This is a genomic window from Polaribacter sp. Hel1_33_96 (assembly GCF_002846595.1).
Classification (GTDB): Bacteria; Bacteroidota; Bacteroidia; order Flavobacteriales; family Flavobacteriaceae; genus Polaribacter.
Window position 1 is genome coordinate 2580105 of the sequence record NZ_PJMV01000001.1, and the last position, 24753, is coordinate 2604857.

The following is a 24753-nucleotide window of genomic DNA, read 5'->3' on the forward strand; positions in this document are numbered from 1 at the left end:
ACTAAGTAATTACTAACGCACCAGCAGGTGCACTAAATTTCATTAAAAATGAACATACGTTTTATGCTACCCCAGCTTTATAGGGGACTTGAAAATCAATTTAATTTAGTTGATTTAAACAGAACCGAGATTGAAAAAAAATCTCCTCAAACCTTAATATTAGATGAATCGTATGATTCTTGCATTATTGGGTTTGATTTAAACACTTCAGCAGTAGTCTATGATTCTCATCTACTAATTGATGAGAAGTGGAGTTATGAAGATGCTGACACTTATAATTTGGATCAGTTTTCAGATGAATGGGCTATTGCTTATGATGAGCAATTTGACATTTTAAATGATGACCAAAAGGGATTGTTAAAAGAAGATGATGCTGATATCATACCCCCAATTTTTACTATTAACACTTTAATATTTTAATCATGAAAAGAAAATTTTTAGAAAGAGCTCATAAAATAGAATTAAAAAAATTAAAAAAAATGAGTTTAAATCCATGGGAGTTTTGTCCATTAACTCCTTTTAAAATTGAAGTTTTATCATCTATTAAAAATGGAAATAACAAAAAATCAAATGCTATACATTTTAATTCTAATATTACTTTAGGTGACACAAAAAATAAAGAAGTTTTGGGAGATGAAATTTTCAACAAATATTATGAGAAAGGATTAACAAAAGGAGAAATAGTAGATCACCATGGTTTTATTGATATTACAATGATTAGTGAATTCAGAGTAATACCTGGTAATGGACATATATTTTTAACCAATGGAGAATTTGTACCAGTTACTAATTTTATTAAAGTAGCTGCTAATTCTATAGTAAATAATATTCCAGTATTTTATTACGGAGTTAATGTTAAGTTTCACAATAAATAAAAATTAAATTATGAATAATAAAAATAGCTTAAAATTCATTTTGAAGAATATCCAACATATTAAGTCTAAATATACCGATTATACGTTAGAACTTAAAATAATAGATTTTAAAGGTGAAGAATTGACAAATGAAGTATTTCAAGATTTCAATTTCTTGTTGCATACGATTGAGGCAATATTTAATGAGTTTGACAATGTTTATGAAATCAGGAGTGATTTCAAATTAAAACCTGAAATTTTAAAAGCATCAGTAATATTAAAAATATTACCAAGGCTTTCAGATAGAATTAGCAATAAAGAAGTCATATTACCATGTGACTTTGAAAGAATTATTCCCAATATTGATTTATTTGATGAAAAATATGGATTAATAATTAAGAGTGATGATGGCAAATCATTAAATCCAATAGTTGACCTTTATATTGAATCAAGCTGTGGCATGCATCTTAATGCAGAAAGTAATAAAGAAATACCTTTTTTGGATTTTCTTGAATTATTTTATCAGGATAAGTCAAAATGGAAATTTAAAAAAAAATCATGATCAAAATACTTGGTCTCAATTAAATAGGACTTTTTAAATGAAACAATCATCACATATTTCATTGTCCGAAGTAGGTCAATACATAAATAGAAAGGACAACCGTTCCATCAAAAAGTGGCTTAGGGATCATCAGATTCCTATCCACAAAGATGGAAGGGAATATGTTTTTCGTTTACATGTCGAACAAGAAGTCTGGAGACCATTTGCCGAAGATTTAGTGAAAAGATATCCAAATTCATGGCAACCACGTTTAGAATCAATCTATGGTGATCAGAAAGAACTATATCAACTTCTTTACCATGATTGTTTGGAATTCGATACTGGATTTGTGCCTTACCAATTTAATCTGGACATTAGCTCTAATAAGGAGCACGAATCCATCTTTCAAGAACTTTATCAATAATGAAATTACCAAATAATTCACATTCTGGAATCAAAATCTACTGTAAAAGATGTAGAAAAAATAACACGGGTTGTCGTCACAACGACCACCAGGTGTTCCGGATGTGTTTTATTGATCGAGTTACTGGTAAACACAGAAGTAAACTTCTAAAATCAAAAGTATACGCTGATGCTGTAGTTGAGGGTATTGAATTTAGAAGGAGAATAGAAAATGGTCTGGAGGAAACGGTTCCTGATCGACTTAAAATGAATATTGCTGAAGCACTCGTTTATTTTGATCAATATCTAAAGGGAGATACACAATATGCACATTTAAAAAAGGAGGTATCAGATAAACATCGTAAGGAGTTAATTAAGTATTGTACGCTTTTTGCTAAATCTTTGAAAAATAACCACAATCTCAGGAAGATGAAACCGGGGGATGTCAGAAATAATGATGTTTCTATTTTCTACAGACAATTGGAGATTAAATACCCTCACCCCAAAACCTTCAACAAGGTTTTAACGAGTATAACTTCTTTCTATAAGTTCTTGATCGAAATCGAAGAGTTAGACATCAAGAATCCTTTTAAAAATTGTATTCGAAAACAAGTGATTAAAGGTGATAATCTAATTTTAACAAAAGATGAGTTTGAGAAAATTATAGCAGCGGTAGAATCAAAGTCATCGTTTCAACAAACAAGAACCAATGGAAGAAGAGATTACGTGTATGCAACTTGGATGGTTAATGCATTTAAACTCTTTCTCCTTATTGGTGGACGAAGAGAGGAAGTACTCAGTCTTAAATGGAGTGATATTATACAAGGCAATAACGGAGTGTTGTTTTTTCAATTTAAAAATCTAAAGGTTGAAAGATTAGGGAGTAAAAATGTAAGTAAAAAACTCTCCCCTATTAACGCGGATCTGATGACACTTTTAAAAGAAATGGGGTATGATCAAATGAAAGGTAAAAATGTCAAACTTATAGATCCTGAGAATACATATAAAATTAATACTATTATGGAGAAAGTTTCTCGATCGTTCACCCATTTTAGAAAAGCTGCAGGTATTGAAACTCCATTTACTCTAAAACATCTGAGAAAAACATACCTCACATGGGTATTTCATACAATGGGTAGTGACACCAGATTATTGTCATCTCACACTTCAATGAAGGTATTAGAGAACCACTATATCAATCCACTTTTATTGAACATTGAAGAAGAGAAATTAATTAAGGTTAAAGTCTTTGGATAATTCGTATTTTATCTAACACAAGAATGTAGCACGTATAACACAAATAGGATTATATTTTTGTAACTTCTTGAAAATGAACCGATAAAAATATGTGAATTTAGGTGGTGAGGAGTGTTATGAGCCCGACGAGCTACCTACTGCTCTATCCCGCGATTTGGATTGCAAATATACAATACAATTACATTCATAACCAAACTTTATTTTAATTATTTTTTAATACCCTAAACCCTAATCACCTATAAAAACTAATTATCTTTGCCTCATGACACATAAAGCTGGTTTTGTAAATATTATAGGAAATCCGAACGTAGGTAAATCAACATTGATGAATGCCTTGGTGGGTGAAAAATTATCTATTATCACACCAAAAGCGCAAACGACTAGACATCGTATTTTAGGAATTGTAAACGAAGAAGACTATCAAATAGTGTTTTCTGATACTCCAGGAATTATACAACCCGCTTATGAGTTGCAGTCTTCAATGATGGATTTCGTAAAATCGGCATTAGATGATGCCGATGTTTTAATTTACATGGTAGAGGTTGGCGAAAAGGAGTTAAAAAACGAAGCTTTCTTTAAAAGAATCATTCATAGTGAAATTCCTGTAATTTTGTTATTAAATAAAATAGATAAATCTACACAAGATGAAGTAGAAGAAAAAGTGACGTATTGGACAGAAAAAGTACCAAACGCTTCTGTCTTTGTGATTTCTGCCTTAGAGAAATTTAATATCACTGCTGTTTTTGACAAAATAAAAGAGCTGCTTCCAGAAGGGCCGCCATACTATCCAAAAGACCAATTAACGGACAAACCAGAACGTTTTTTTGTCAATGAAAAAATTAGGGAAAAAATATTAATTCACTATAAGAAAGAAATTCCGTATTCTGTAGAAGTAGAGACAGAAGAGTTTACTGAAGAAGAACATATTGTGCGTATTCGTTCTGTAATTATGGTTGAACGTGAAACCCAAAAAGGAATTATAATCGGCCATAAAGGGTCTGCGATTAAGCGTGTAGGTGCAGAAGCTAGAAAAGATTTAGAAAAATTTTTCGAAAAGAAAGTGTTTATCGAATTATATGTAAAAGTCAATAAAAACTGGAGAAGCGATAAAAATCAATTAAAACGTTTTGGTTATAATCAGAGTTAATTATTTCTTTTAAAATACCATCACAAAAAAAGAGGAACTTTTCAGTTCCTCTTTTTTTTATTTACAACTATTATTAACCTATTCAAATAAAATCTTTTTAGTTCCAAAGTTGGTGTTATCTGTATACACCTTTAAAAACAAAATACCTGTTTGCACATTTACATGTAAGTTCATTGTATTGTTCCCTGCAGAAAGTAATTGTTTCTTGTTATACACCACTTTACCAGTAACATCAAATAATAGTACAGAAGCTTGTTCTGCCTTTTCACTATAAACTAATACTTTAAAAGCACCTTTTGACGGATTAGGATATACTTGAAGGTCTTTGATTACTGCGTCAGTAGTTACAATCCCTGAAGACTTTGAAGAAGTAACATTAATGGTTACTTGTGCTATTGATTCGTCTCCACTTGCATCTACAATCTTATAATAAAAACTATCTTCTCCTATAAAAGCTGCTACCGGTGTGTACTCAATCTTACCTGAATTAACTACAAGATTGTTAAATGCACTGCTTCCCTGAGCTTCTCTTTCTATTTGTTTAACACTTTTACCTTCTGTTGTTCCATTAAAAAGCCTTAATGGGTTTGTTGTATTTTCTCCATCTGAACCAAAATTATCTACTCCTGATCCATTATCAGCTAATACAGCTAATGAACTCATTATTCCTTGAACTACTGAAAATGTATCCCCTTTTGCTTCTGGTACGCCATTTACTGCATCTGCTGCTTGAATCGTTACCGTTACGGTAGCTGTTGATTCATTAGCAGTACCGGCCTCCTTAATAGTGTAGTTAAAAGTATCTGTTGTTCCTGTAAAAGTTGCTCCTGGTGCAACTGTATATGTATATTCTAAAGTATTATCAGAATTTACAGTGATGGTTACTTCACCAGATTCATTACTAATCACTACCGCTTCTAAAGTTCCTGTTTCGAAAACATCATTTGCTAATACATTTATAGTTCTTGTAACACCTTCTACAGCTGCTACTTCATCAGCTACTGCTGTAAGACCATTTGCTACTGAACCAGTTACCGTAATTGTTACAGTAGCTCTGTCAGAAACTCCATTTTCGTCTGTAATCAAATAATCAAAAGTATCTTCTCCAACATAACCTGTTCTTGGTGTATATTTTACAGTTGTTCCGTCTAATTCTAACGACCCTCCCTCTTCTGAATAAAATGCTACAAGTGATATTGGATGGCTTGGATGTGCAGCGCCTGATCCGTAATTATCTGCTCCAGATCCATTATCATCTAAAATATTGATAATATTCTCTGAACTATCTTGTGCAAATATAACTGCGTCATCCTGTGCTTTTGGCGCGTCACTTGCAATTACCGTAGTGAATGTTACTGTTACTGTTGCGTCTGATGTCTCACCATCAGCATCTTTAATACGATATGTAAAAGTATCAGTTCCTGTTTGAGTTCCTGTAGGTGTATATTCTATTGAAGTTCCATTTACTACTACTGCTGTCGTAGTAGTAGGAATTATTTCAAGTGAATTTGATAAAGCTGCTCCATTCGATCCAAAACTGTCATTATCTAATACATCAATAGTTACTGCTGCAACACTACCTTCTAATATCTCTATAGCATCATCTGCCGCTGTTGGTGCATCTATTTCTGTTACCGTGATTGCTACTTGTGCTATAGAAGAAGCTCCTGTTGTATCTGTAATCATATAATAAAAATGATCTACTCCTACAAAACCTGTATTTGGTGTGTAAACAATTACATCATCTAATGGAGTGGTTGTGCCTTTAGTATCTACAATGATTGTTCCTTGTTCACTTAGGCCGGTTAGCGTTCCATCTAAAAATGTTAAGCCATTATCTATTGCTCCATCTAATCCAAAGCTATCTATGTCAAATCCGTTGTCTAATAAAACAGCTATTTCATTATCTGTACTATTTTGTGCTACGCTTACTTCATCACGTTTTGCTGACAATACACTGTCTGTAACCGCAGAATCTTCTATAATTACTCTTACTATAGCTGTTGATAAATTATCAGTGCCAGTCTCTTTAATCGTGTACTCAAAAGTATCTTCTGATCCTGAAAAAGTTGATACTGATTCATATTCTATTGAATTGTCAGAATTTACTGTAATTACTGCGCCATTTATATTATTACTAATTGTTATCGCATCTAAATCTGCTGCTGTTGCTGTTCCTAAAAGATCATTTGATAGCACAACTATAGTTGTTGTACCACCTCTTATAACTGTTTTTTCATCAGCTACTGCTGTAAGATTGTTAGCTACCGAACCTTCAGTTACCGTAATTGTTACAGTAGCTCTGTCAGAAACTCCATTTTCGTCTGTAATCAAATAATCAAAAGTATCTTCTCCAAAATAACCTGTTCTTGGTGTATATTTTACAGTTGTTCCGTCTAATTCTAACGCCCCTCCCTCTTCTGAATAAAATGCTACAAGTGATATTGGATGGCTTGGATGTTCAGCACCTGATCCGTAATTATCTGCTCCAGATCCATTATCATCTAAAATATTGATAATATTCTCTGAACTATCTTGTGCAAATATAACTGCGTCATCCTGTGCTTTTGGCGCGTCACTTGCAATTACCGTAGTGAATGTTACTGTTACTGTTGCGTCTGATGTCTTACCAAAAGCATCTTTAATACTATATGTAAAAGTATCAGTTCCTGTTTGAGTTCCGGTAGGTGTATATTCTATTGAAGTTCCATTTACTACTACTGCTGTTCCCGTACCAGAAGAAATTATTTCAAGTGAATCTGGTGAAGCTGCTCCATTCGATCCAAAACTGTCATTATCTAATACATCAATAGTTACTGCTGCAACACTACCTTCTAATATCTCTATAGCATCATCTGCCGCTGTTGGTGTATCTATTTCTGTTACCGTGATTGCTACTTGTGCTATGGAAGAAGCTCCTGTTGTATCTGTAATCATATAATAAAAATGATCTACTCCTACAAAACCTGTATTTGGTGTGTAAACAATTACATCATCTAATGGAGTGGTTGTGCCTTTAGTATCTACAATGATTGTTCCTTGTTCACTTAGGCCGGTTAGCGTTCCATCTAAAAATGTTAAGCCATTATCTATTGCTCCATCTAATCCAAAGCTATCTATGTCAAATCCGTTGTCTAATAAAACAGCTATTTCATTATCTGTACTATTTTGTGCTACACTTACTTCATCATTTTTTGCTGACAATACACTGTCTGTAACCGCAGAATCTTCTATAATTACTCTTACTATAGCTGTTGATAAATTATCAGTGCCAGTCTCTTTAATCGTGTACTCAAAAGTATCTTCTGATCCTGAAAAAGTTGATACTGATTCATATTCTATTGAATTGTCAGAATTTACTGTAATTACTGCGCCATTTATATTATTACTAATTGTTATCGCATCTAAATCTGCTGCTGTTGCTGTTCCTAAAAGATCATTTGATAGCACAACTATAGTTGTTGTACCACCTCTTATAACTGTTTTTTCATCAGCTACTGCTGTAAGATTGTTAGCTACTGAACCTTCAGTTACCGTAATTGTTACTTCTGCTGTTGATGCATCTCCGTTTTCATCTGTAATGGTATAACTAAATTTATCATCTCCAAAAAAGCCTGCTCGTGGTGTATATTTTACTTCATCTCCAACTAAATCTAACTTTCCTCCATTATCTGTATACGTTCCTGAAAGTGCGATTGGGTGGTCTGCATGCGCTCCATCTAATCCATAACTATCATTTCCAATAATTGTAAAAAGATTGTCTTTACTATCCTGAGCTACTGTTTTAGTATCACTTTTAGCTAATGGTTTACCATATTCTAAAACAAATACGATTCTTGTTAATTGTACTGCATTATTTCCTGATGCATCTGAAACATTATAGGTTACAGGATAACAATTGACAGTTGCTAAATCTATCGCTAAAGTATTTATTCCAATACTTGTTGTTATATCTCCATTATAATTATCTGCAGCTGTTGCTCCTAATTCTTCATATGCAGTATTAAGAGTTACTATTTGTGGGTTATCTCCTATTAAGGTAATTACTGGCTTTGTGGTATCTACAACATTTACAGTTCTAGTGGCTGTAGTTACGTTACCACTTGAGTCTGTTGCAGTATAAGTTACAGTGTAAATACCTATAGTATTTACATTTATATCATCAGTAACTGTAAGTGTTGCAGAACAGTTGTCTGCAGTAGTAGCACCTAAGTCTGTGTATGCCGTTAAAGCCTCGTGTGTTACACTAGCATCTCCTAATAATGCAATGGTTGGAGCCATGTTATCTTCTACCGTTACAGTAGCCGCTGCAGTTGCAGTATTGCCATTAACATCGGTAACGACCAAATTAACAGCATTTTGCCCTAAACTAGCACAATCATATACACCTGGTTGACTTGTAGATGTAATAGAAATCTCATCCAGTTGCACATTTGTTGAACCACTTCCAAAGAAGATGTATGAATTTGTATCATTTAAGAAATTAGAACCAGCACTAGTCAAATCAAAACCTTGCCCATTGATTGGAAAAGTACCTGCATTTCCTGAATCTATGAAGAAAGTAATCTGATTACCAGATTTAACCATCTTGACTCTTTTTTTTCCTTCAGGAATATAAGAGTTTGAAGTATACGAGGCGACACCGGAAAGTCTACTCGTTATATGATCGGCTGAATTGTTTTGGTTGGAATGATCTCTTAAATAAATACCCAAGTCAGGTTCAGGAAATAATCCTTCAGTAACAGAAGGGTCTCCTATGCCTAGGAAGGTTAAAATGTCGCCACCGTATGCAACATTGCTATCATCATAAGTGAAGATGACTTCAAAATCAGAATTGATAAAATCGGATGCGACCGTTCTTAAATAATTTCTACCCGATGAGGTCTTCTTCGCAACAAACGCTCCATTTAAATTACCGGAACCTGAAATACCTGAAACCCAATCGGCACCATTCACTAATTCAAAACCGCTATCTAAGGCTGTATTATTGAAACCAGCTTGTAAACTAGAGGATCCAAGGGAGAGAGTAACATTGCCTGAGTTGTCTGAAGACCCATTGTCAATATCACCTGCCGTAATACTCGCATTTCCATTTGCATCTAATTGAACTGTAATGTCTTTGGTTACAACGGTTGGCGCAGTTGTATCTACTACATTTACGGTTCTTGTTACCTCTGTTGCTGCATTTCCTGCTGCATCTGAAACATTATAATCTACAGTAAAACTACCAACAACTGCTGTATTCTCATTATTTACTGTTGGTATTACTATTAAAGTATTACCAGCATCTACATTATCTGTTGCTGTTGCTCCTAACTCACTATAAGCTGCACCTACTTCTATTGTTTGTATCGTTGGTGTATTTAAAGCGATTACTGGTGCTATTTCATCTAAATCATTAACGGTTATGGTGATTACTTTTTCAAAAGTATCTGTACCATCATTGGTTTGTACACGTATGCTTAAAGTTGGGTTGATTTCATAATCTATAGCCGCATTGGTTTTAAGGTCTGCCCCAGTAATGGTAAAGCTCCCATTATTGGTATCTCCTGAACCTGCAACTAAGCTGTAGGTATGTGTATCTGCACTGTCTGCATCTGTTGTGCTAAAGGCCCCTACGGTAGTTGCTGTAGCTGCATTTTCATCTATTGCACTTGCGCTTAATGTTATGTCTGTTGGGGTGGTGTTAGGACAAGTACCCCAAACAGGGAGGTTAGTTGAAACGAAATTGGTAGCTCCAAATGAAAAATTATAAAGATTTATTGTGTTTACGTTTGTAACACACCAACCTGTTAAGTCTTGGTTAAATGCTGCTGCATTTTCGAACATATAACCCATATTAGTTACTTTAGACACATCCCAATTTCCAATATCTTGGTTAAATGCTGCTGCCTCTCTGAACATAAGATACATGGAAGTTACACTAGAAACGTCCCAATCTCCAATCGGTTGGTTAAAGTTACTTGCCCTGTAGAACGCACCATCCATTTTAGTTACTTTAGACACATCCCAATTTCCAATCGGTTGGTTAAATTTTACTGCCTTATAGAATATTAAATACATGTCAGTTACACTAGAAACGTCCCAATTTCCAATCGGTTGGTTAAATTCTAATGATTCATAGAACACGCCCCGCATATTAGTTACACTAGACACATCCCAAGAACTGATATCTTCATTAAAAGTAATTTTATTAATAAATAAAAGACTCATATTTGTAATACCACTAGTACAGGTTAAACCTATTTCTGGGTCATTCTGGTCTGCAGCAATTAAAGCTCGTAATTGAGCCTCTGTTCTTTTGGTAAACGTTTTTGTAACTCCATTAATGGTTAAATCACCTGTCTCAAGATTGGCAGCGTTATCACAATTACAAGTAACACCGTTTGCATCTAATGTAAAATTTGGGTTGTTTTCTGTGTTTGAAGAATTTGCTTTTTCTACGTCATTATTACTGAATGTTGCGGTAATCGTAAAAAAACAAAGAACACTTAAAAAGGTTATTTTTTTAATCATAGTTTGGTAATTTTAATATCTATTTGCGCTTTTTTTTAAAATAAATTTTATTTTTTAAAGCTCTCTAAAAGGGATTAATCCCTAGAGAACGACAAATATCTAATAAATAAAGACAAAACCACTACTCATTAATGAGACACTTTACCCCCATTAATGAGTAATTAATCGATAAAATAGTACTATTCATCATCTTAAAAGTAGATGAAAAGTGGAAAAGTGATAAAAATCGGTTAAAACGTTTTGGTTAAACTTTAAAATCGTTGCCAAAACTGTAAGTTGTTTTCGGATTCTGTTAAAATACTATCAAAAAGTTTGGTAAAAGCATTTGATTACTAGGAAAAATATTAGTGTTATGGTTAGTTCATTATCGAGCAAACACTTGTTGGTGAAAAAACTGGTCATTTCTTTATTTAATGAAAGGCATTGCAGATAAGAACAAATAGCATCGTGATTGTTAGCCTCACTCAATTTTGCTTCTTTGTCTTTTGCAGTCTGCCATAAGAGAGGCACTGATATAGTGGTTCAATAAGATATTCGTTTTTCAGATAATTGCTTAATTTCTTCTCCATAATTATAAAAGGAATTGCTAATAAACTAGTGCTCTAAAGTATCTCTGCGGTTAATGTAAATAGGGAAAGGTAAATAATCTACCATTTGATAAAAAAGCTCAATATTCTTTAAATACAATTTTTATAAACGAAAGGTGCTATGCTCATTTTGAATTAAGATTTCTTTTTCTGTGCACATACAGTAATTAAAATTTTCCTTAGCGCTATTATTTTAATGGTTCTACTACTATATACTAGCTAACTTCATCCATAAGATGATTACTTGTACTTTAAATGCGTTTTTTTTCAAAACTTTATTATGAGAATTTAAAAGTATTCTATGCACTTAATTGAAAATAGAAAAACGTATAATTCTTCTTCTTTTATGTTGTAAATAAATTTAATTCTTACCATAAAAAGGGGAATTAAATTAAGGCAGGGAGATACACTAAAAAATACAACCAGATAATTTGATTGGTAAACTGAAATACTACTTCGATTAAAAAATAAAGAAGAAAACAATGTTTGTTTAAAAATATTTTCTGCTTTTTATCTGAACTACTTTTTTAATAAGCATCAAAAGTTATTTAAATTTAGTTTACAACATTTAAATAGCACCTTCTTATTTTAAAACTGATTCCTAAAAATTGAATTATATAATTTTTAGACAAAAAAAGGCTTCTACCTATGTAGTTTTAATACAGTAAAACATTTTTTTTATAACATTGCATACAAAATTATTTTACCGATCTTAATGATGTTTATAATAGGTTTTTATGTTTTTACTCAAAAAAAATAGATTTTAAGCACTACAAGAACACTTTTCATTTAAACAATTTATTAAAATATAAAGCATATCCTTGACTAAAAGATTGAAAAGATGTAGATACAAGAAAAAACACGCCTAATAAATAGGATTTAGCTATTGCGGTAAAAAAAATCTGAATAATTTTTGATTTCATAAATTCGGCTTTTAATCCATCTAAAAAATACTGATAATCAGATGATTAAAAATATGAAGATAAAAACTAACTAACTACTCATTAACAATGAAGTTAGACCTCATTAATGAGGTCTTAAACGCAAAAAAGTACTCAGAAATTACCAATAATAAGAAATTTGGACCTCACTAATAAGTACTTACCCACAAAAAACACATTAATAGTTAAGTTAAACCTCATCAATAAGTGCTTGAACGCAAAAAGCACCCTTTAAGGATATAAAAGTTAAATTAAACCACTTTTTAAAGCAAACTTAATTAACTGTGCGGTATTCTGGCAAGCAGATTTTTCTAAAATGATTCTTCTGTAAGTATCTACTGTATGCCGGCTAATAAATAATTTTTCACCAATATTTTGACTGCTTAGTCCATTAGACATTTCTCTAATAATTTGCAGCTCTCTACTGTTTAAGTTTATCATATACTTAGTTTTAAATCGATGCAAACTAATTTTTAATTCATCTATATCAATCGGTTCAACTAAATAGTCAAAAACAGATATCCTTAATGCTTTGATAGCATAATGAGAATGATTTGAAACCAATATTATTTTTATATCTGTTTCTCGCTTACTAATTTCGTCTGCCACATCTAACCCAGACAGATTTGGCATTTCTATTTGAATAAAGACTATATCAGGTTCGTTTTCTAGTATAAAGTCTAGGCCTTCATTTGAGTTTTCAAAAGTCCCTAGAATTTCTATACCATTAAATTTTGCTAACAGCTCTTGAAGCCTAATTAAAGATGGTTGATCAGAGTCTATTAAAACTGTTTTAATTTCAGTCATTTATATTGAGAAATAGTTTTACGATTAGTGTTCTTTTTAAAATGATCTGATGGCACGTACAGAATTTAAACTCCCTTTTAACACAGCAGAACTTTGACCATTATTAATATTAACGATCCCTGCATTGCTTTCTGTTTCTTCTACAGAACTCCAATAAAAACTATCCCCTAAAAAGGAATCTCCTCCAATTGCTGCTATTGCAGTGTTGATGGTTACGATATTAAGGTTAATTAATTTTAACTCGAAAATACTTGGCAAATACCAATCGCCATATGAAACATTGTTTGCTATCACTTCTAATTCATTGCATAATCTTGCTGCATACATGTCATTATCATCACCAATAATTACATGAGAGGAAATTATAATGCTAGTATTTGTCTTACCAGCATAAATACCATTTCCTTTTGCCTGTGTATTGCCAAATGTACCCGCAAACCATTTTGTTTCATTGCTTTGATTTTCGTTCGCACAAACCAAACCATGCTGCCCTGTTTCATCTACCCAAAAAACAATACCTCCATGTGCAAAATCCCCTATTTTATAACTGGGAACATTATCCGCCTTTTTTGCATGTAATGCATATGGAACACTTAATAATTGACTGGTTCCTGAAATTGTATAACTGCTTCCTCCTAAAAGATCTGTTTCTGTTTTTATAAAATACGTATCTGAACTCCAATCTATTTCAGAAAAAATACCAGTAGCTTTAGAACCACTTCCTATCTTTATTGTAATTAGTCCATTTATATTGGTCGTTGGCGAATGTGTTTCTACATATACTGCCAAACCCTCAGCTGTACTTCGCAAAATGCTTATTTGCATTCCAACCGATGTATTACTTAACAAATTACCATCAGCATCTCTTACTATGGCTTGATAACTCATTTTCTCTGGAGTTTGCGCTAAAGAAACAGTGGTTATCACCAACGCTAAAATTATAAATATCTTTTTCATGCTTAATTTTTTATTATTTTAAAGACTTTTAATTGTTTGTTATTTTGAGCAACTTTTAAGATATACACTCCAGAAGCTACATATTTCATAGCAATGGAGGTGTTTTCTTGATTTACTTTTCCTTTTTTAACTACTCTACCACCAACATCATATATTTTATAAGACAATGCTGTTAAAGTATTGTCTGTAAGTGATAATATAATCTTGTCTTTTGTAGGATTAGGAAACATAACCGCTTTTAGGGTAAGGGTTTTTAATGTTGGATTTACTAGCGTAAACAACTCTATACTCTGCTGTATACCCTGTGCCACTGAACCATTGTTTGCAGTATTTGTAGCTACCATTAACTGACCCACTGTATAACTTACAGATCCGGCCCCCATTGCATTACCGCCTGATACAGGAATAACTTCTTGACCATAGAATAAACATGACATTAAAATGCAAATTGCTGCAAGGAGAGTAGCTTTCATAAATAATTTTTTTTTTATTAAAAAAAAATAAATTAAAAAATGATAAGCTTACAAAGCTGATTTTAAGATATTTATTTTTCCAATATTAAGAAAAATAAAAGACTAATTAAAATATTTCAAAGATGAATTTTTTAAAATTATATTTTAAAGCACCTAAAAACCTGACTTTTAGATGAAAAAATATTTTATTTAGAAAAAAAAATATGATACATGATACTATCACAATCTTCAGTAAAATCTCACATAAATTTTTTTTAATCTCCAATTACTTTTATCATAAAATCATGCAGATCGCTCATTTGCTTTTTACCGGTATCTTTTCCTATTTTACCCAAGAGATACAAAACAAGCCATATTAGTGATAAAAAAACCATCATGATAACTGGAAAAAAGACAGGTTCATTTAAAGATATTCTTGCAAAGAGCATGACCACAAAACCTAGAAAAGAAATACCTGTAACAAAGTGCACAAACATAAAAAGCGTCCAAACTTGAGGCTTAGGTCCAAACAATCCTTTTAAAACAGATTTTTGTGCTGTTTTTTCTAAAATTTCTAAATGTAGTTGCGGAGACCAAAAATGTTCCTCTTTTTTAGAAACACTTATAAAAACGTGTCCATCAAAAATATTTCCTAAAAATTGACAGTCCTCCTTTTTTAATTCCTTTGAAAAATTTTCAAGTATTTGACCAGTGCTTTTGTCTAAATCAATTGTAAACCTTGGCCTTAAAAAGACCTCACTGTTTCTTTTTTCAACTAAAATATTCGATTTATCCTTCATAAAGGTCCTTTTTATAACTCTCTAAATTTACAATTATTTATCATAGAGTAAATTGTATCTTTGCAAAAAATTATCACTCAAAATGAATAGCATTGTTGCCATTGTAGGAAGACCAAATGTAGGAAAGTCAACACTTTTTAACAGATTAGTTCAGCGTAGAGAAGCAATTGTTGACTCCGTTAGCGGAGTAACAAGAGACCGACATTATGGGAAATCTGATTGGAATGGAAAAGAGTTTTCTGTAATTGATACTGGTGGTTATGCCATTGGCTCTGATGATATTTTTGAAGAAGAAATTAGAAAGCAAGTAAACCTTGCTATTGAGGAAGCAGATTTAATTGTTTTTGTGGTGAATGTGGAAGATGGTATTACACCCATGGACGCTGAGGTTGCCAAACTTTTACGTAAGGTAAAAAAGCCAATATTTACGGTAGTGAATAAAGTTGATAATGCATTGCGCGAGCCAGATGCTGTAGAATTTTACAATCTAGGTTTGGGAGACTATTTTACAATAGCCTCTATTAATGGAAGCGGAACTGGTGATTTATTGGATGCTTTAGCAGAGAAAATGCCAGAACCAGAAGCCATAGATTTAGAAAAAGAAGAATTACCAAGATTTGCAGTTGTAGGAAGACCTAATGCTGGTAAATCATCTTTCATTAACGCTTTAATTGGTGAAGAAAGAAATATTGTTACCAATATTGCAGGAACTACAAGAGATTCTATAGATACAAAATATAATAGATTTGGTTTTGATTTTAATTTAGTTGATACTGCCGGAATCCGTAAAAAATCTCGTGTAAAAGAAGATTTAGAGTTTTATTCTGTAATGCGAGCTGTTCGTTCTATTGAATATTCTGATGTTATTATTTTAGTTGTCGATGCCACTCGTGGTTTTGAAGGTCAAGATCAAAACATTTTTTGGTTGGCAGAAAAAAATAGAAAGGGCGTAATTATCTTAATAAATAAATGGGATTTAATTGAAAAAGAAACCAATACCATGCGTGATTTTGAAGCCATGGTTAGAAAACAGATTGAGCCTTTTACAGATGTACCTATTGTATTTATTTCTGCATTAACAAAACAGCGTTTATTTAAAGCAATAGAAACTGCGGTAGAAGTTTTTGAAAAAAGAAAAAAGAAAATAGCAACTAGCAAACTAAATGATGTAATGCTAGACATTGTTAAAAGCTACCCACCGCCTGCAACAAAAGGAAAGTTTGTAAAAATTAAATATTGTATGCAATTGCCAACTAAAACACCTCAGTTTGCATTTTTCTGTAACTTACCGCAATATGTTAGAGATCCATACAAACGTTTTTTAGAGAATAAGTTAAGAGAGATCTATGATTTTTCTGGAGTGCCCATTACCATCTACTTTAGGCAAAAATAGAGCTTATTAAGTACTGAAAATTTATTTTTAGAATTAAATAAAGTCCGTTTCCTAATTTTTATATATTTACAATTAAACTATTAGCTATAACGATAACGTCAAAAAACAATGAAATAACTCCAATTTTTTTGCCGTTTTCTTGATTATTTTAAGCTAATCAGGAATTTAGTTTATGAATATTAAAGCATTATATTTAAATAAATTAACTTAAAATGAAAATCTCAGAATCAAGTATCTTTTCGGAAGTAGAGTTGCCTATACAACTAAACATCTCGTTTAGAAAAGTTTTTGATGTTTTTGAAAAGTTTGCACATCCTGCTTATCATACACATCCCTTTCATAAGGCAGCAACAGATTTAACGAAAGAACTCCAGAAATACCCTGAACTTCTTACTGGATTTTCTGACCCTTCTTTATTAAAAAAATATGAGTCACAAATAAATATTTTATTAGACCCTCTATTTCCTGAATCATTGCTAAAAAATGAAATTAAAGCTGCTACCGTTCCTTTTTCATTTACCTCTTTTAAATTTACCACACGTTTTGAAGATATTTTATTGAATGCTGGTGATGATTTTGAATTGGCAGTTCGAAATTTTGAAGAAGATAGCATGTACATGATGGCATGTACTTTTATTTTAGGCTATGTATATAATTATAATATAGATACCAAAAGACCTTTCCATTTTGATATTCCTGACAAAACAACAGGTACTGTAAAATATTATAGAGCTGCCTTTAATGGAGATTTTTCTGAAGTTATTCCTACAGATAGTGCCCCAAAAATAACAGAAAAAGATTTTAAGGAATTGCTTAATAATTTTGACAATATAGCTCTTTGGAAAGAGAAATTTCCACCTAATAGTTATATTTTTAAAGGTTTTGGAATCATGCATTTATTTGATGTTACTGCAGAGGAAATGATTTCATCAATTAAAGCGAATTTATTAAAAGATGACGAAAACTTAATCAATAACATTGAAAACAATTTAAAAGATTTTTATAGCCTTAAAGATTTGCGTTTAGGATACTCTGTTTTCAATAATTCTAAATCTAAAATATGTGAAAAAATATTACAAATTTCGAATAGTTTAGCACTTAATGGTATTGAAAAAATTGATTGCGAAAAATCTTATTTTTGTAATGGAGTACTTGAAAAAGTTTTTGTAAAACATGAAACTTTTATTATTTCGGATTTAGAGGAGTATGGGCTAAAAGTAGGTAAAAATCAATTTTATCAGAATTTATCTAAGTTAGGTTTAAAGTGTATAATTTTAATACCCTTTAATGCATTTGGAAGCGGAAGTTTAGCACTTTTAGAAATTGGATCCTCTAAGGCTTACGATTTAAACTCTGTAAACATAAATAAATTAAAAGATATTATCCCGGTTTTTGCCGCGGCTGTAAAAAGAACTTCAGAAGAACATCAAAATATTTTAGAGGCAACTATACAAGAAAATTACACATCAATTCATAGTGCTGTAAAATGGCGTTTTTATGAAGCGGCAGAAAAGTATTATGTGGAGTCGCAGTCAAACACAATTGCTAAATTAGATGAAATTATTTTTGAAGATGTATATCCTTTATTTGGCCAAAGCGATATTAAAGGCTCTTCAGACGCTAGAAATAATGCCATTCAAGAAGATTTAACGACTCAACTAACGTTGGCAATAAATGTTTTAATATATGCTTGTGAAAAAGAATCTTTACCTATTTACAACGAATTAAAATTTAGGGTTTCTACCTTTTTAAATGATATAAAAAAGGGACTAAATGCTGGTGATGAAATAAATATTTTAGATTTCTTAAAGCGTGAAATTTATCCCATTTTTAATCATATTAAAGAAATTAACGAAGAACTTAAAAACAAAGTTAACATCTATTTAAATAGTCTAGATGTCGGATTAGGTGTTGTTTACGAAAAAAGGAAAGAATACGAAAAAAGTGTAAATCAATTAAATGACAAACTTTCTAGATATATAGACAACAAACAGAAAGAAGCCCAAAAAATGTATCCACATTATTTTGAAAGATATAAAACCGATGGGGTAGAGTTTAATATGTATATCGGCCAGTCGATTACAAAAGAAGATACTTTTGATCTTATCTATTTATATAATTTACGCTTATGGCAATTACAAACCATGTGTGAAATGGAAAATATAGCCTACCATGAAATAGAAAACATGGAGCAAGAACTAAGAGTGGCATCGCTTATCTTGGTACACAGCAACCCTATGGCTATAAAATTCAGAATGGATGAAAAACAATTTGATGTTGATGGCGCATACAACATTAGATATGAGATTATTAAGAAAAGAATTGATAAGGCTAATTTAAAAGGAACTTCTGAACGCTTAACAACGCCTGGTAAACTCGCCATTGTTTATTCTCAAGATAAAGATGCTTTGGAATACATTAAATACATTAATTTTTTACAATCTAAAAATCAATTAGGTAAAATTGAGTTTCTAGAACTAGAAGATTTACAGGGTGTTTCTGGTTTAAAAGCGCTAAGAGTTGAAGTAATTTATCAAAAAGATTTTGATGCAAAAAGCACTATCCCTTTTAATGATTTAATTAAAGAAATTAAAGCTTAAGAAGCCTAAAAAAAAGCTATCTCCCTTGCAAATAAAAAGAAATTGCAAAAGATCCAACACTAACAATAATCCCAATCATAAAAACAGTGTAAGTGAGTCTTAATATTTTATATTTTCTATCTAAAACCAGACCAAGAAAATACAAATCTTTAGTTAAGGAACCATATAAATAATCTCGATCTTGCATCATTTCAGTTATACCCCATTCAAAATCAGGCAACTTCATTTTATGAAAATTACCAAAAAATAATAAGTTTACCTTTTTATTAGCCACATCTTCTTTTGTAAACTTACCCTGGGTAACATTTGGTCTTGTTGCCAAAATTGACAAAATAATAGATGCCACTGTAAAAATGATAAATATAAGTGTTGGTATGATCAAATAATCATTCGAAGGGTTATCTAATTTCGGTAATAAATTAGACAATGCTAAAGAAACAATAATTGCGTTTACAGAAAGTAAAATATTAGCTTTTGTATCTGCAATATTACTTAACGTCATATGATTTTTTAAAGCCACTCTGAACATTGTTTCCACACCTCTTTCTGGAACATCGCTTTTATTTTTTTTGATATCTAATGCTTCTTTCTTTTGCTCATATTTCTTTAAATCTTCTGTTAACTTATTTTTATTTTTCAACAATTTTGCTAAATTTTTTTCTTTTCCTTTGCTCCAATTTTTTAAAGCATAATCTGTACGATACTTATGTACTTTGGTTAAAAAATCAATATTGACAGCACCCCATTCAGCATCAGAATATTTTTTATTTTCTGTAGCTTCCCATTCTTTTCTGAGCAACGCTGTTTTATCTTCAAAACTTTTATTTCCTAAATGCGCACAATCTGCATCTGTAATTATTTTTTCTAAATCATTGGTTGCCTCATGCCCTATTTTAGTTGCCAAAATTAGATTAGAAATTGTCTCAATTCTTTTTACCTCAACATTCTTTTTCGTTAAAAATAAAGTCAGAATTTTCACACTTTCTTCTTCATGGTTTTCAGCTCCTTTTATAAAACCTGTATCATGAAACCAAGCAGCAACTTGTAAATTTTCAGCATCAATTTCAGGTATTGCTAATTTTTCAATAAATTTTTCAATACTTTTTACCACCCCTTGTGTATGCACCAAATTGTGATAAACATAGTTTGTTGCTAACTTATTATTTAATAAATTACTAACGTATTTTTCTGCATCAATTAATAATGTTGCCATTTTAAAAAAATATTTAACAACAAAAATAAGGATTTAAAACTTGTTTTTCTTCCTTGCTATATTGTTGTAAATTTATACATTGGTTTAACGAAAATTCACTCATATTATTTTGTAAGTTTATGGTTTATTTTTAGACTATCTCCTCGAAATAATGCTTTAAATAAATAAAGAAAAAAATATTTTATGCTAACATGGAAAGAAGTGATGAGCTTCACTACAAAAGGAAATCCAACTCCAGATAAAAGAGTTGAAAAAACTGAAAAAGAATGGGAGCATCTATTAACTCCAGAACAGTTTAGAATTACTAGAAAAAAAGGAACGGAGAGACCATATACTGGCGATTTATGCAGTATTTATGATGAAGGGCAATATAATTGTATTTGTTGTAATGCTCCATTATTTGATTCTACAATTAAGTTTGATTCTAGTTCTGGTTGGCCAAGTTTTACGCAGCCAATTAAAGAAAATGCCATAAAATATTATAAAGATATTTCTTTTGGTATGATTAGAGTTGAAGTACTCTGTAATACTTGTGACGCGCATTTAGGTCACATTTTCCCAGACGGACCAGCACCCAGTGGATTGCGTTATTGTATTAATTCTGAATCTATGATTTTAGATAAAAAATAATTAAAAAAGCATCATTGCCAACAAACCGAAACAATCTATTTGATGCAAAAAAGATTCCTTGATGTGTTGCTTATTGGTAATAATAAAAATAAAAAATGAGTAAAAGTTTACAAATTGCCACTCTAGGTGGTGGGTGTTTTTGGTGCACAGAAGCTGTGTTTCAAGAAGTAAAAGGCGTAGAAAAAGTTGTTTCTGGCTATGCTGGTGGCAATGCTCCTGGAAGACCAACATATCGCGAAATATGCTCTGGCTTGTCAGGCTTTGCTGAAGTAGTTCGAATTACTTTTGATCAAAGTGTTATTTCATATGAAGATATTTTAGTCATTTTTATGACTACTCACGATCCAACCACCTTAAATAGGCAAGGTGCAGATAGAGGCACTCAATATCGTTCGGTAATTTATTATCACAATGAAACGCAGCAAAAAATTGCGAAGGAAGTATTGGAACAAATACAAAATTATTATAACGATACAATTACAACAGAACTAAGTCCTTTACCTACTTTTTACGAAGCCGAACAGGAACACCAGAATTATTATAGAGAAAACACAAAACAAGGATATTGTAGTTATGTAATTGAACCAAAATTAGCAAAATTAAGAAAGCTACATGCTAATAAATTGAAATAACTCATACTTTCCTTTAGAAACAGGGATCTATTTTAAAATAAAATGATAAAACTTTTCGGAAAAAAAAGCTGCCATAAAACGAAGTATTATAAAAAATTTTTGGAGATGCGTAATTTAAATTACGCATTTTTCGATGTAGAAAATAATGAAGAAAATGAAATAGAATTACGTAATTTATATAAAAATAGAAAATTGAATTTCCCAACAATTACTGTTCATGACAAGAAGCTTAGAAACCCTTCTGAAAAAGACCTTCAAAAATGGATTGACAAATTATTATAAGAGAAAATTTAACTAAATAAAAACAAAAAAATTTTGTTTTTAAATACTTTACTTCAATAATAATTTTATCAAACTTTCACCTAAAACTAAATAGGCGAAAGAAACAAATAGCTAACGTTTATTTGTCTTTGCGGAGAAATAATTAATTTTAAAAAAATAACTTATAAATATTTTTAAGTATATTTGAGGCTATTAAAAAAAATGAAAATGAAAAATTTATTTTATCCCCTCATTGTTCTTTCTTTAGTTTTTACATCCTGCGGAGACCCAACATCAAAAGAATATAATTACGCTCCCACAGCTGTTGACGACGTTGGTTTTGCAGGTTCAGACTTGCTAACTAATATAACTGTTTTAATTAACGATGACTTTGGACTCGATGGCCCAAATTCAGAGCCAATCTCTCTTCCCTCTGAGACATCCGCTAACGGCGGTACTTTAGTAGTAAACGATGGAGGAACGTTTTATGACCCTACAGATGATTCTATAGATTACACTTCGCCATCTAAATTTATTGGTGATGATACTTTCGAATATTCGATAACAGATAGTAATGGAAATAGCTCTACAGCGAGTGTGACTGTGACTGTTCAGGATACAATTAATCCCGGATTTACTGATGGTGTTTATGTATTTACAGTAACTGGTGCAAATAACCAAGAGGTATCCATTAAAAAAGCTACATTGAAAGGGCCTTCTGGCGCATTAAACCTTCCTGAAACCGTAGAAAATGACGGTATAACTTTCGCAGTAACTAGCATAGCAGAGGAGGGTTTCGCATATTGTTATGATATAACAAGTGTTAATATTCCAGAAAGCTATACAAGCATTGGAAACCTTGCTTTTTACGATTCTTCTTTAATAACAGATATTACTATTGCAGATACTGTATCAATTATGGGAGAGAATGCTTTTGGTGAATGTAAAAGTTTGACTAACATAAACATTCCAACCGGAACTGCTCATTTAGCAGATAATCTGTTTTTTGGATGTGCAAGTTTATCAGATATTACCATACCATCTTCCATAACCAGCATAGGCAATTCTACTTTTTACAACTGCAACAGCTTAAATAATGTTACAATACCAGATAGTGTGGTTAATGAAAATATGGGCGCTGCAGTCTTTGGTTACTGCAACGGTTTAACCAATGTAACTTTTCCAACTGCTTTTACAATAATTCCAGAATCTACTTTTTACGCTTGTAATAATCTAGAGAGCTATACGATACCAAGTAATATAACCACAATAAGTTCAAATGCTTTTTATGCATGCTCCGTTTTAGAAGAAATTATTATACCAGAAACTGTAACTTCTATTGGTTCAGCTGCCTTTGGTTTATGCATTAATTTAAGGAAAGCAGAAATTCCAAATAATTTAACAATATTGCCAGACAATTTGTTTTACAAATGTGAAAGTCTAAAAGATGTTAACATACCAAGCAATCTTACTAGACTAGGAAATGGTGTTTTTTATGAATGTCTTACTTTAGAAAATATTAGTTTACCTAACAGCATAACAAGTATTGGAGAGAATGCTTTTGGAAAGTGTGATGATTTAATGAATTTTGATTTACCAAGTAACTTAACAACATTAGAGGCGGGTATTTTTTATGACTGTGCTAGTTTAACTGAAATTAATATTCCTAGCGGTGTAACAAGCATTAAAAAAAATGCTTTTGCTGGTTGTGCAAGCCTCAAAGAAATAACGATTCCGGATGGTGTAACGGCTATACCTGAGCAAGGGTTTTATAATTGTACTAGCTTAACTACAATTGTTTTTCCCGATAATTTAACAGAAATAGGTCAATTTGCTTTTGGTAATTGTTACAGTCTTACAAGTTTTGAAGTTCCAAACACAGTCACAAAGATTTTACCACGAACTTTTTATCAGTGTACAAGTTTAACGGATGTTATTATCCCTAACAGTATAACCAGTATTGAAAGTGAAGCTTTTTATAATTGCAATGGACTGAAAAATGTATCTATAAATTTGGTAACGCCTTTAGACATAGATGCGAATGTTTTTGATTTTATTTCTTTGAATGATGTAACTTTAAAAGTGCCTTCTAATTCAACTTCAACTTATAAGGCTGCTGATGTTTGGCAAGATTTTGGCACAATAACTGGATTATAACATATACTTAGTTAAGTATTGAACAAAATAATAATTTAAAAAAGGTGGTATAAAAATTATTTTTACACCACCTTTTTTATTAATCTTAATTTTGAAGGATTTATTTTAAAAGTATCAAATAAAAAAAATGAATATGATAAAAAGTTAATCTATACTTGTTTCATAAAATGCTATTATAATTAGTCCTTTTTTAATATTTACTTTTTCGCTTCCTCTAAGTCTTCATTATTTAGCAATCATATTTATATAGTGATAAAAAACAGCTATTGATATATCCCTAAGATTTAAAATAGAATATCATTAAAATTGTATAAGAGATGAATGAGTAACAACCTTATGTGTTTTTACAAATAACGAAGAGGAAGTTTATTTTCTAAATTTTGTAAACATTTCTCAATTAAAAAAATATACTCGATAAGATAAAATTATAATATTAAATTAAAAAATAACTAATAAATGTAAAAATACAATTCTATTCATTAAGATATTAAAAATGTGAAAAATAGCATTATTTAGAGTTTCTGAAAAGTAATATAATTTTAGTTAAACAAAAGGTTTACAATGTTTAAAGGAATCAAAAACTCTTCTCAAATTGAATTACTATTG

Annotated in this window: 18 protein-coding genes; 12 read left to right on the forward strand and 6 right to left on the reverse strand. The window is 31.3% G+C overall.

The genetic code is table 11. The annotated features are described in order from the left end of the window. Nucleotides 1-48 precede the first annotated feature (48 nt). The 6 genes from ATE90_RS11140 (at nucleotide 49) to era (ending at nucleotide 4201) form a co-directional block, all read left to right on the forward strand. A complete protein-coding gene (locus tag ATE90_RS11140; protein ID WP_143741118.1) occupies nucleotides 49-420 on the forward strand; it encodes a hypothetical protein in 372 nt (123 codons plus the stop codon). Nucleotides 421-422: 2 nt separating this feature from the next. Then, a complete protein-coding gene (locus tag ATE90_RS11145) occupies nucleotides 423-875 on the forward strand; it encodes a hypothetical protein (protein ID WP_101451414.1) in 453 nt (150 codons plus the stop codon). A gap of 10 nt (nucleotides 876-885) precedes the next feature. Then, nucleotides 886-1416, forward strand: coding sequence for a hypothetical protein (locus tag ATE90_RS11150; protein WP_101451415.1), 531 nt, complete (start codon nucleotides 886-888; stop codon nucleotides 1414-1416). A gap of 37 nt (nucleotides 1417-1453) precedes the next feature. Beyond that, nucleotides 1454-1819, forward strand: coding sequence for a hypothetical protein (locus ATE90_RS11155; protein ID WP_101451416.1), 366 nt, complete (start codon nucleotides 1454-1456; stop codon nucleotides 1817-1819). A gap of 101 nt (nucleotides 1820-1920) precedes the next feature. Further along, nucleotides 1921-3054, forward strand: a complete 1134-nt coding sequence (locus ATE90_RS11160; RefSeq protein ID WP_254712335.1) for a tyrosine-type recombinase/integrase — start codon at nucleotides 1921-1923, stop codon at nucleotides 3052-3054. Nucleotides 3055-3316: 262 nt separating this feature from the next. Beyond that, nucleotides 3317-4201, forward strand: a complete 885-nt coding sequence (gene era / locus ATE90_RS11165) for a GTPase Era (protein WP_036784068.1) — start codon at nucleotides 3317-3319, stop codon at nucleotides 4199-4201. 78 nt (nucleotides 4202-4279) lie between these two features. Here the strand turns inward: era and ATE90_RS11170 are convergent, their stop codons facing one another. The 5 genes from ATE90_RS11170 to ATE90_RS11190 all read right to left on the reverse strand — a co-directional run bounded on the left by ATE90_RS11170 (nucleotide 4280) and on the right by ATE90_RS11190 (nucleotide 15261). Next, entirely contained in the window at nucleotides 4280-10717 is a 6438-nt protein-coding gene (locus tag ATE90_RS11170; protein WP_101451418.1) for an Ig-like domain-containing protein, read from the reverse strand. A gap of 1774 nt (nucleotides 10718-12491) precedes the next feature. Next, complete coding sequence (locus ATE90_RS11175) at nucleotides 12492-13052, reverse strand: response regulator transcription factor (RefSeq protein ID WP_101451419.1); 561 nt, start codon at nucleotides 13050-13052, stop codon at nucleotides 12492-12494. A gap of 36 nt (nucleotides 13053-13088) precedes the next feature. Further along, on the reverse strand, nucleotides 13089-14009 hold the full coding sequence (locus ATE90_RS11180) for a DUF1566 domain-containing protein (RefSeq protein WP_052107621.1): 921 nt from the start codon (nucleotides 14007-14009) through the stop codon (nucleotides 13089-13091). A gap of 2 nt (nucleotides 14010-14011) precedes the next feature. Continuing rightward, entirely contained in the window at nucleotides 14012-14482 is a 471-nt protein-coding gene (locus ATE90_RS11185) for a T9SS type A sorting domain-containing protein (RefSeq protein ID WP_036788700.1), read from the reverse strand. A 254-nt stretch (nucleotides 14483-14736) separates the two neighbouring features. Further along, nucleotides 14737-15261, reverse strand: coding sequence for a hypothetical protein (locus ATE90_RS11190; protein WP_036788697.1), 525 nt, complete (start codon nucleotides 15259-15261; stop codon nucleotides 14737-14739). Nucleotides 15262-15343: 82 nt separating this feature from the next. Here ATE90_RS11190 and der point away from each other — a divergent pair, with 82 nt between their 5' ends. Together der and ATE90_RS11200 are read left to right on the forward strand one after the other, a co-directional pair. Beyond that, nucleotides 15344-16654 carry a ribosome biogenesis GTPase Der gene (gene der, locus ATE90_RS11195; RefSeq protein WP_036788694.1) on the forward strand — a complete coding sequence of 437 codons (1311 nt, stop codon included), beginning with the start codon at nucleotides 15344-15346 and terminating at the stop codon, nucleotides 16652-16654. Nucleotides 16655-16866: 212 nt separating this feature from the next. Further along, nucleotides 16867-19254: a hypothetical protein gene (locus ATE90_RS11200; protein ID WP_036788691.1), complete on the forward strand. Its 2388-nt coding sequence runs from the start codon at nucleotides 16867-16869 to the stop codon at nucleotides 19252-19254. A gap of 16 nt (nucleotides 19255-19270) precedes the next feature. Here ATE90_RS11200 and ATE90_RS11205 read toward each other — a convergent pair whose 3' ends face one another. Then, nucleotides 19271-20467 carry a Pycsar system effector family protein gene (locus ATE90_RS11205; RefSeq protein ID WP_036788687.1) on the reverse strand — a complete coding sequence of 399 codons (1197 nt, stop codon included), beginning with the start codon at nucleotides 20465-20467 and terminating at the stop codon, nucleotides 19271-19273. 183 nt (nucleotides 20468-20650) lie between these two features. Here ATE90_RS11205 and msrB point away from each other — a divergent pair, with 183 nt between their 5' ends. The 4 genes from msrB (at nucleotide 20651) to ATE90_RS11225 (ending at nucleotide 24147) form a co-directional block, all read left to right on the forward strand. Beyond that, nucleotides 20651-21097 (forward strand): peptide-methionine (R)-S-oxide reductase MsrB, encoded by a 447-nt coding sequence (msrB, locus tag ATE90_RS11210; protein WP_036788684.1) that lies wholly within the window; start codon nucleotides 20651-20653, stop codon nucleotides 21095-21097. Between the two features lie 95 nt (nucleotides 21098-21192). Continuing rightward, the gene (msrA, locus tag ATE90_RS11215; RefSeq protein WP_036788681.1) at nucleotides 21193-21729 is read left to right on the forward strand and encodes a peptide-methionine (S)-S-oxide reductase MsrA; all 537 of its coding nucleotides are present in this window, start codon (nucleotides 21193-21195) and stop codon (nucleotides 21727-21729) included. 42 nt (nucleotides 21730-21771) lie between these two features. Continuing rightward, nucleotides 21772-22011 (forward strand): glutaredoxin domain-containing protein, encoded by a 240-nt coding sequence (locus ATE90_RS11220; protein ID WP_036788679.1) that lies wholly within the window; start codon nucleotides 21772-21774, stop codon nucleotides 22009-22011. 207 nt (nucleotides 22012-22218) lie between these two features. After that, nucleotides 22219-24147, forward strand: a complete 1929-nt coding sequence (locus ATE90_RS11225; protein ID WP_052107620.1) for a leucine-rich repeat protein — start codon at nucleotides 22219-22221, stop codon at nucleotides 24145-24147. Nucleotides 24148-24753: the final 606 nt, after the last annotated feature.

What these genes read in the sequence shown, in the direction of transcription:
- der (WP_036788694.1), top strand. Translation starts at nt 15,344, where the DNA reads ATGAATAGCATTGTTGCCATTGTAGGAAGACCAAATGTAGGAAAGTCA.
- ATE90_RS11205 (WP_036788687.1), bottom strand. Translation starts at nt 20,467, where the DNA reads ATGGCAACATTATTAATTGATGCAGAAAAATACGTTAGTAATTTATTA.
- ATE90_RS11220 (WP_036788679.1), top strand. Translation starts at nt 21,772, where the DNA reads ATGATAAAACTTTTCGGAAAAAAAAGCTGCCATAAAACGAAGTATTAT.
- ATE90_RS11175 (WP_101451419.1), bottom strand. Translation starts at nt 13,052, where the DNA reads ATGACTGAAATTAAAACAGTTTTAATAGACTCTGATCAACCATCTTTA.
- msrB (WP_036788684.1), top strand. Translation starts at nt 20,651, where the DNA reads ATGCTAACATGGAAAGAAGTGATGAGCTTCACTACAAAAGGAAATCCA.
- ATE90_RS11145 (WP_101451414.1), top strand. Translation starts at nt 423, where the DNA reads ATGAAAAGAAAATTTTTAGAAAGAGCTCATAAAATAGAATTAAAAAAA.
- ATE90_RS11170 (WP_101451418.1), bottom strand. Translation starts at nt 10,717, where the DNA reads ATGATTAAAAAAATAACCTTTTTAAGTGTTCTTTGTTTTTTTACGATT.
- ATE90_RS11225 (WP_052107620.1), top strand. Translation starts at nt 22,219, where the DNA reads ATGAAAAATTTATTTTATCCCCTCATTGTTCTTTCTTTAGTTTTTACA.
- ATE90_RS11180 (WP_052107621.1), bottom strand. Translation starts at nt 14,009, where the DNA reads ATGAAAAAGATATTTATAATTTTAGCGTTGGTGATAACCACTGTTTCT.
- era (WP_036784068.1), top strand. Translation starts at nt 3,317, where the DNA reads ATGACACATAAAGCTGGTTTTGTAAATATTATAGGAAATCCGAACGTA.
- ATE90_RS11190 (WP_036788697.1), bottom strand. Translation starts at nt 15,261, where the DNA reads ATGAAGGATAAATCGAATATTTTAGTTGAAAAAAGAAACAGTGAGGTC.
- msrA (WP_036788681.1), top strand. Translation starts at nt 21,193, where the DNA reads ATGAGTAAAAGTTTACAAATTGCCACTCTAGGTGGTGGGTGTTTTTGG.
- ATE90_RS11185 (WP_036788700.1), bottom strand. Translation starts at nt 14,482, where the DNA reads ATGAAAGCTACTCTCCTTGCAGCAATTTGCATTTTAATGTCATGTTTA.
- ATE90_RS11155 (WP_101451416.1), top strand. Translation starts at nt 1,454, where the DNA reads ATGAAACAATCATCACATATTTCATTGTCCGAAGTAGGTCAATACATA.
- ATE90_RS11200 (WP_036788691.1), top strand. Translation starts at nt 16,867, where the DNA reads ATGAAAATCTCAGAATCAAGTATCTTTTCGGAAGTAGAGTTGCCTATA.
- ATE90_RS11150 (WP_101451415.1), top strand. Translation starts at nt 886, where the DNA reads ATGAATAATAAAAATAGCTTAAAATTCATTTTGAAGAATATCCAACAT.
- ATE90_RS11140 (WP_143741118.1), top strand. Translation starts at nt 49, where the DNA reads ATGAACATACGTTTTATGCTACCCCAGCTTTATAGGGGACTTGAAAAT.
- ATE90_RS11160 (WP_254712335.1), top strand. Translation starts at nt 1,921, where the DNA reads ATGTGTTTTATTGATCGAGTTACTGGTAAACACAGAAGTAAACTTCTA.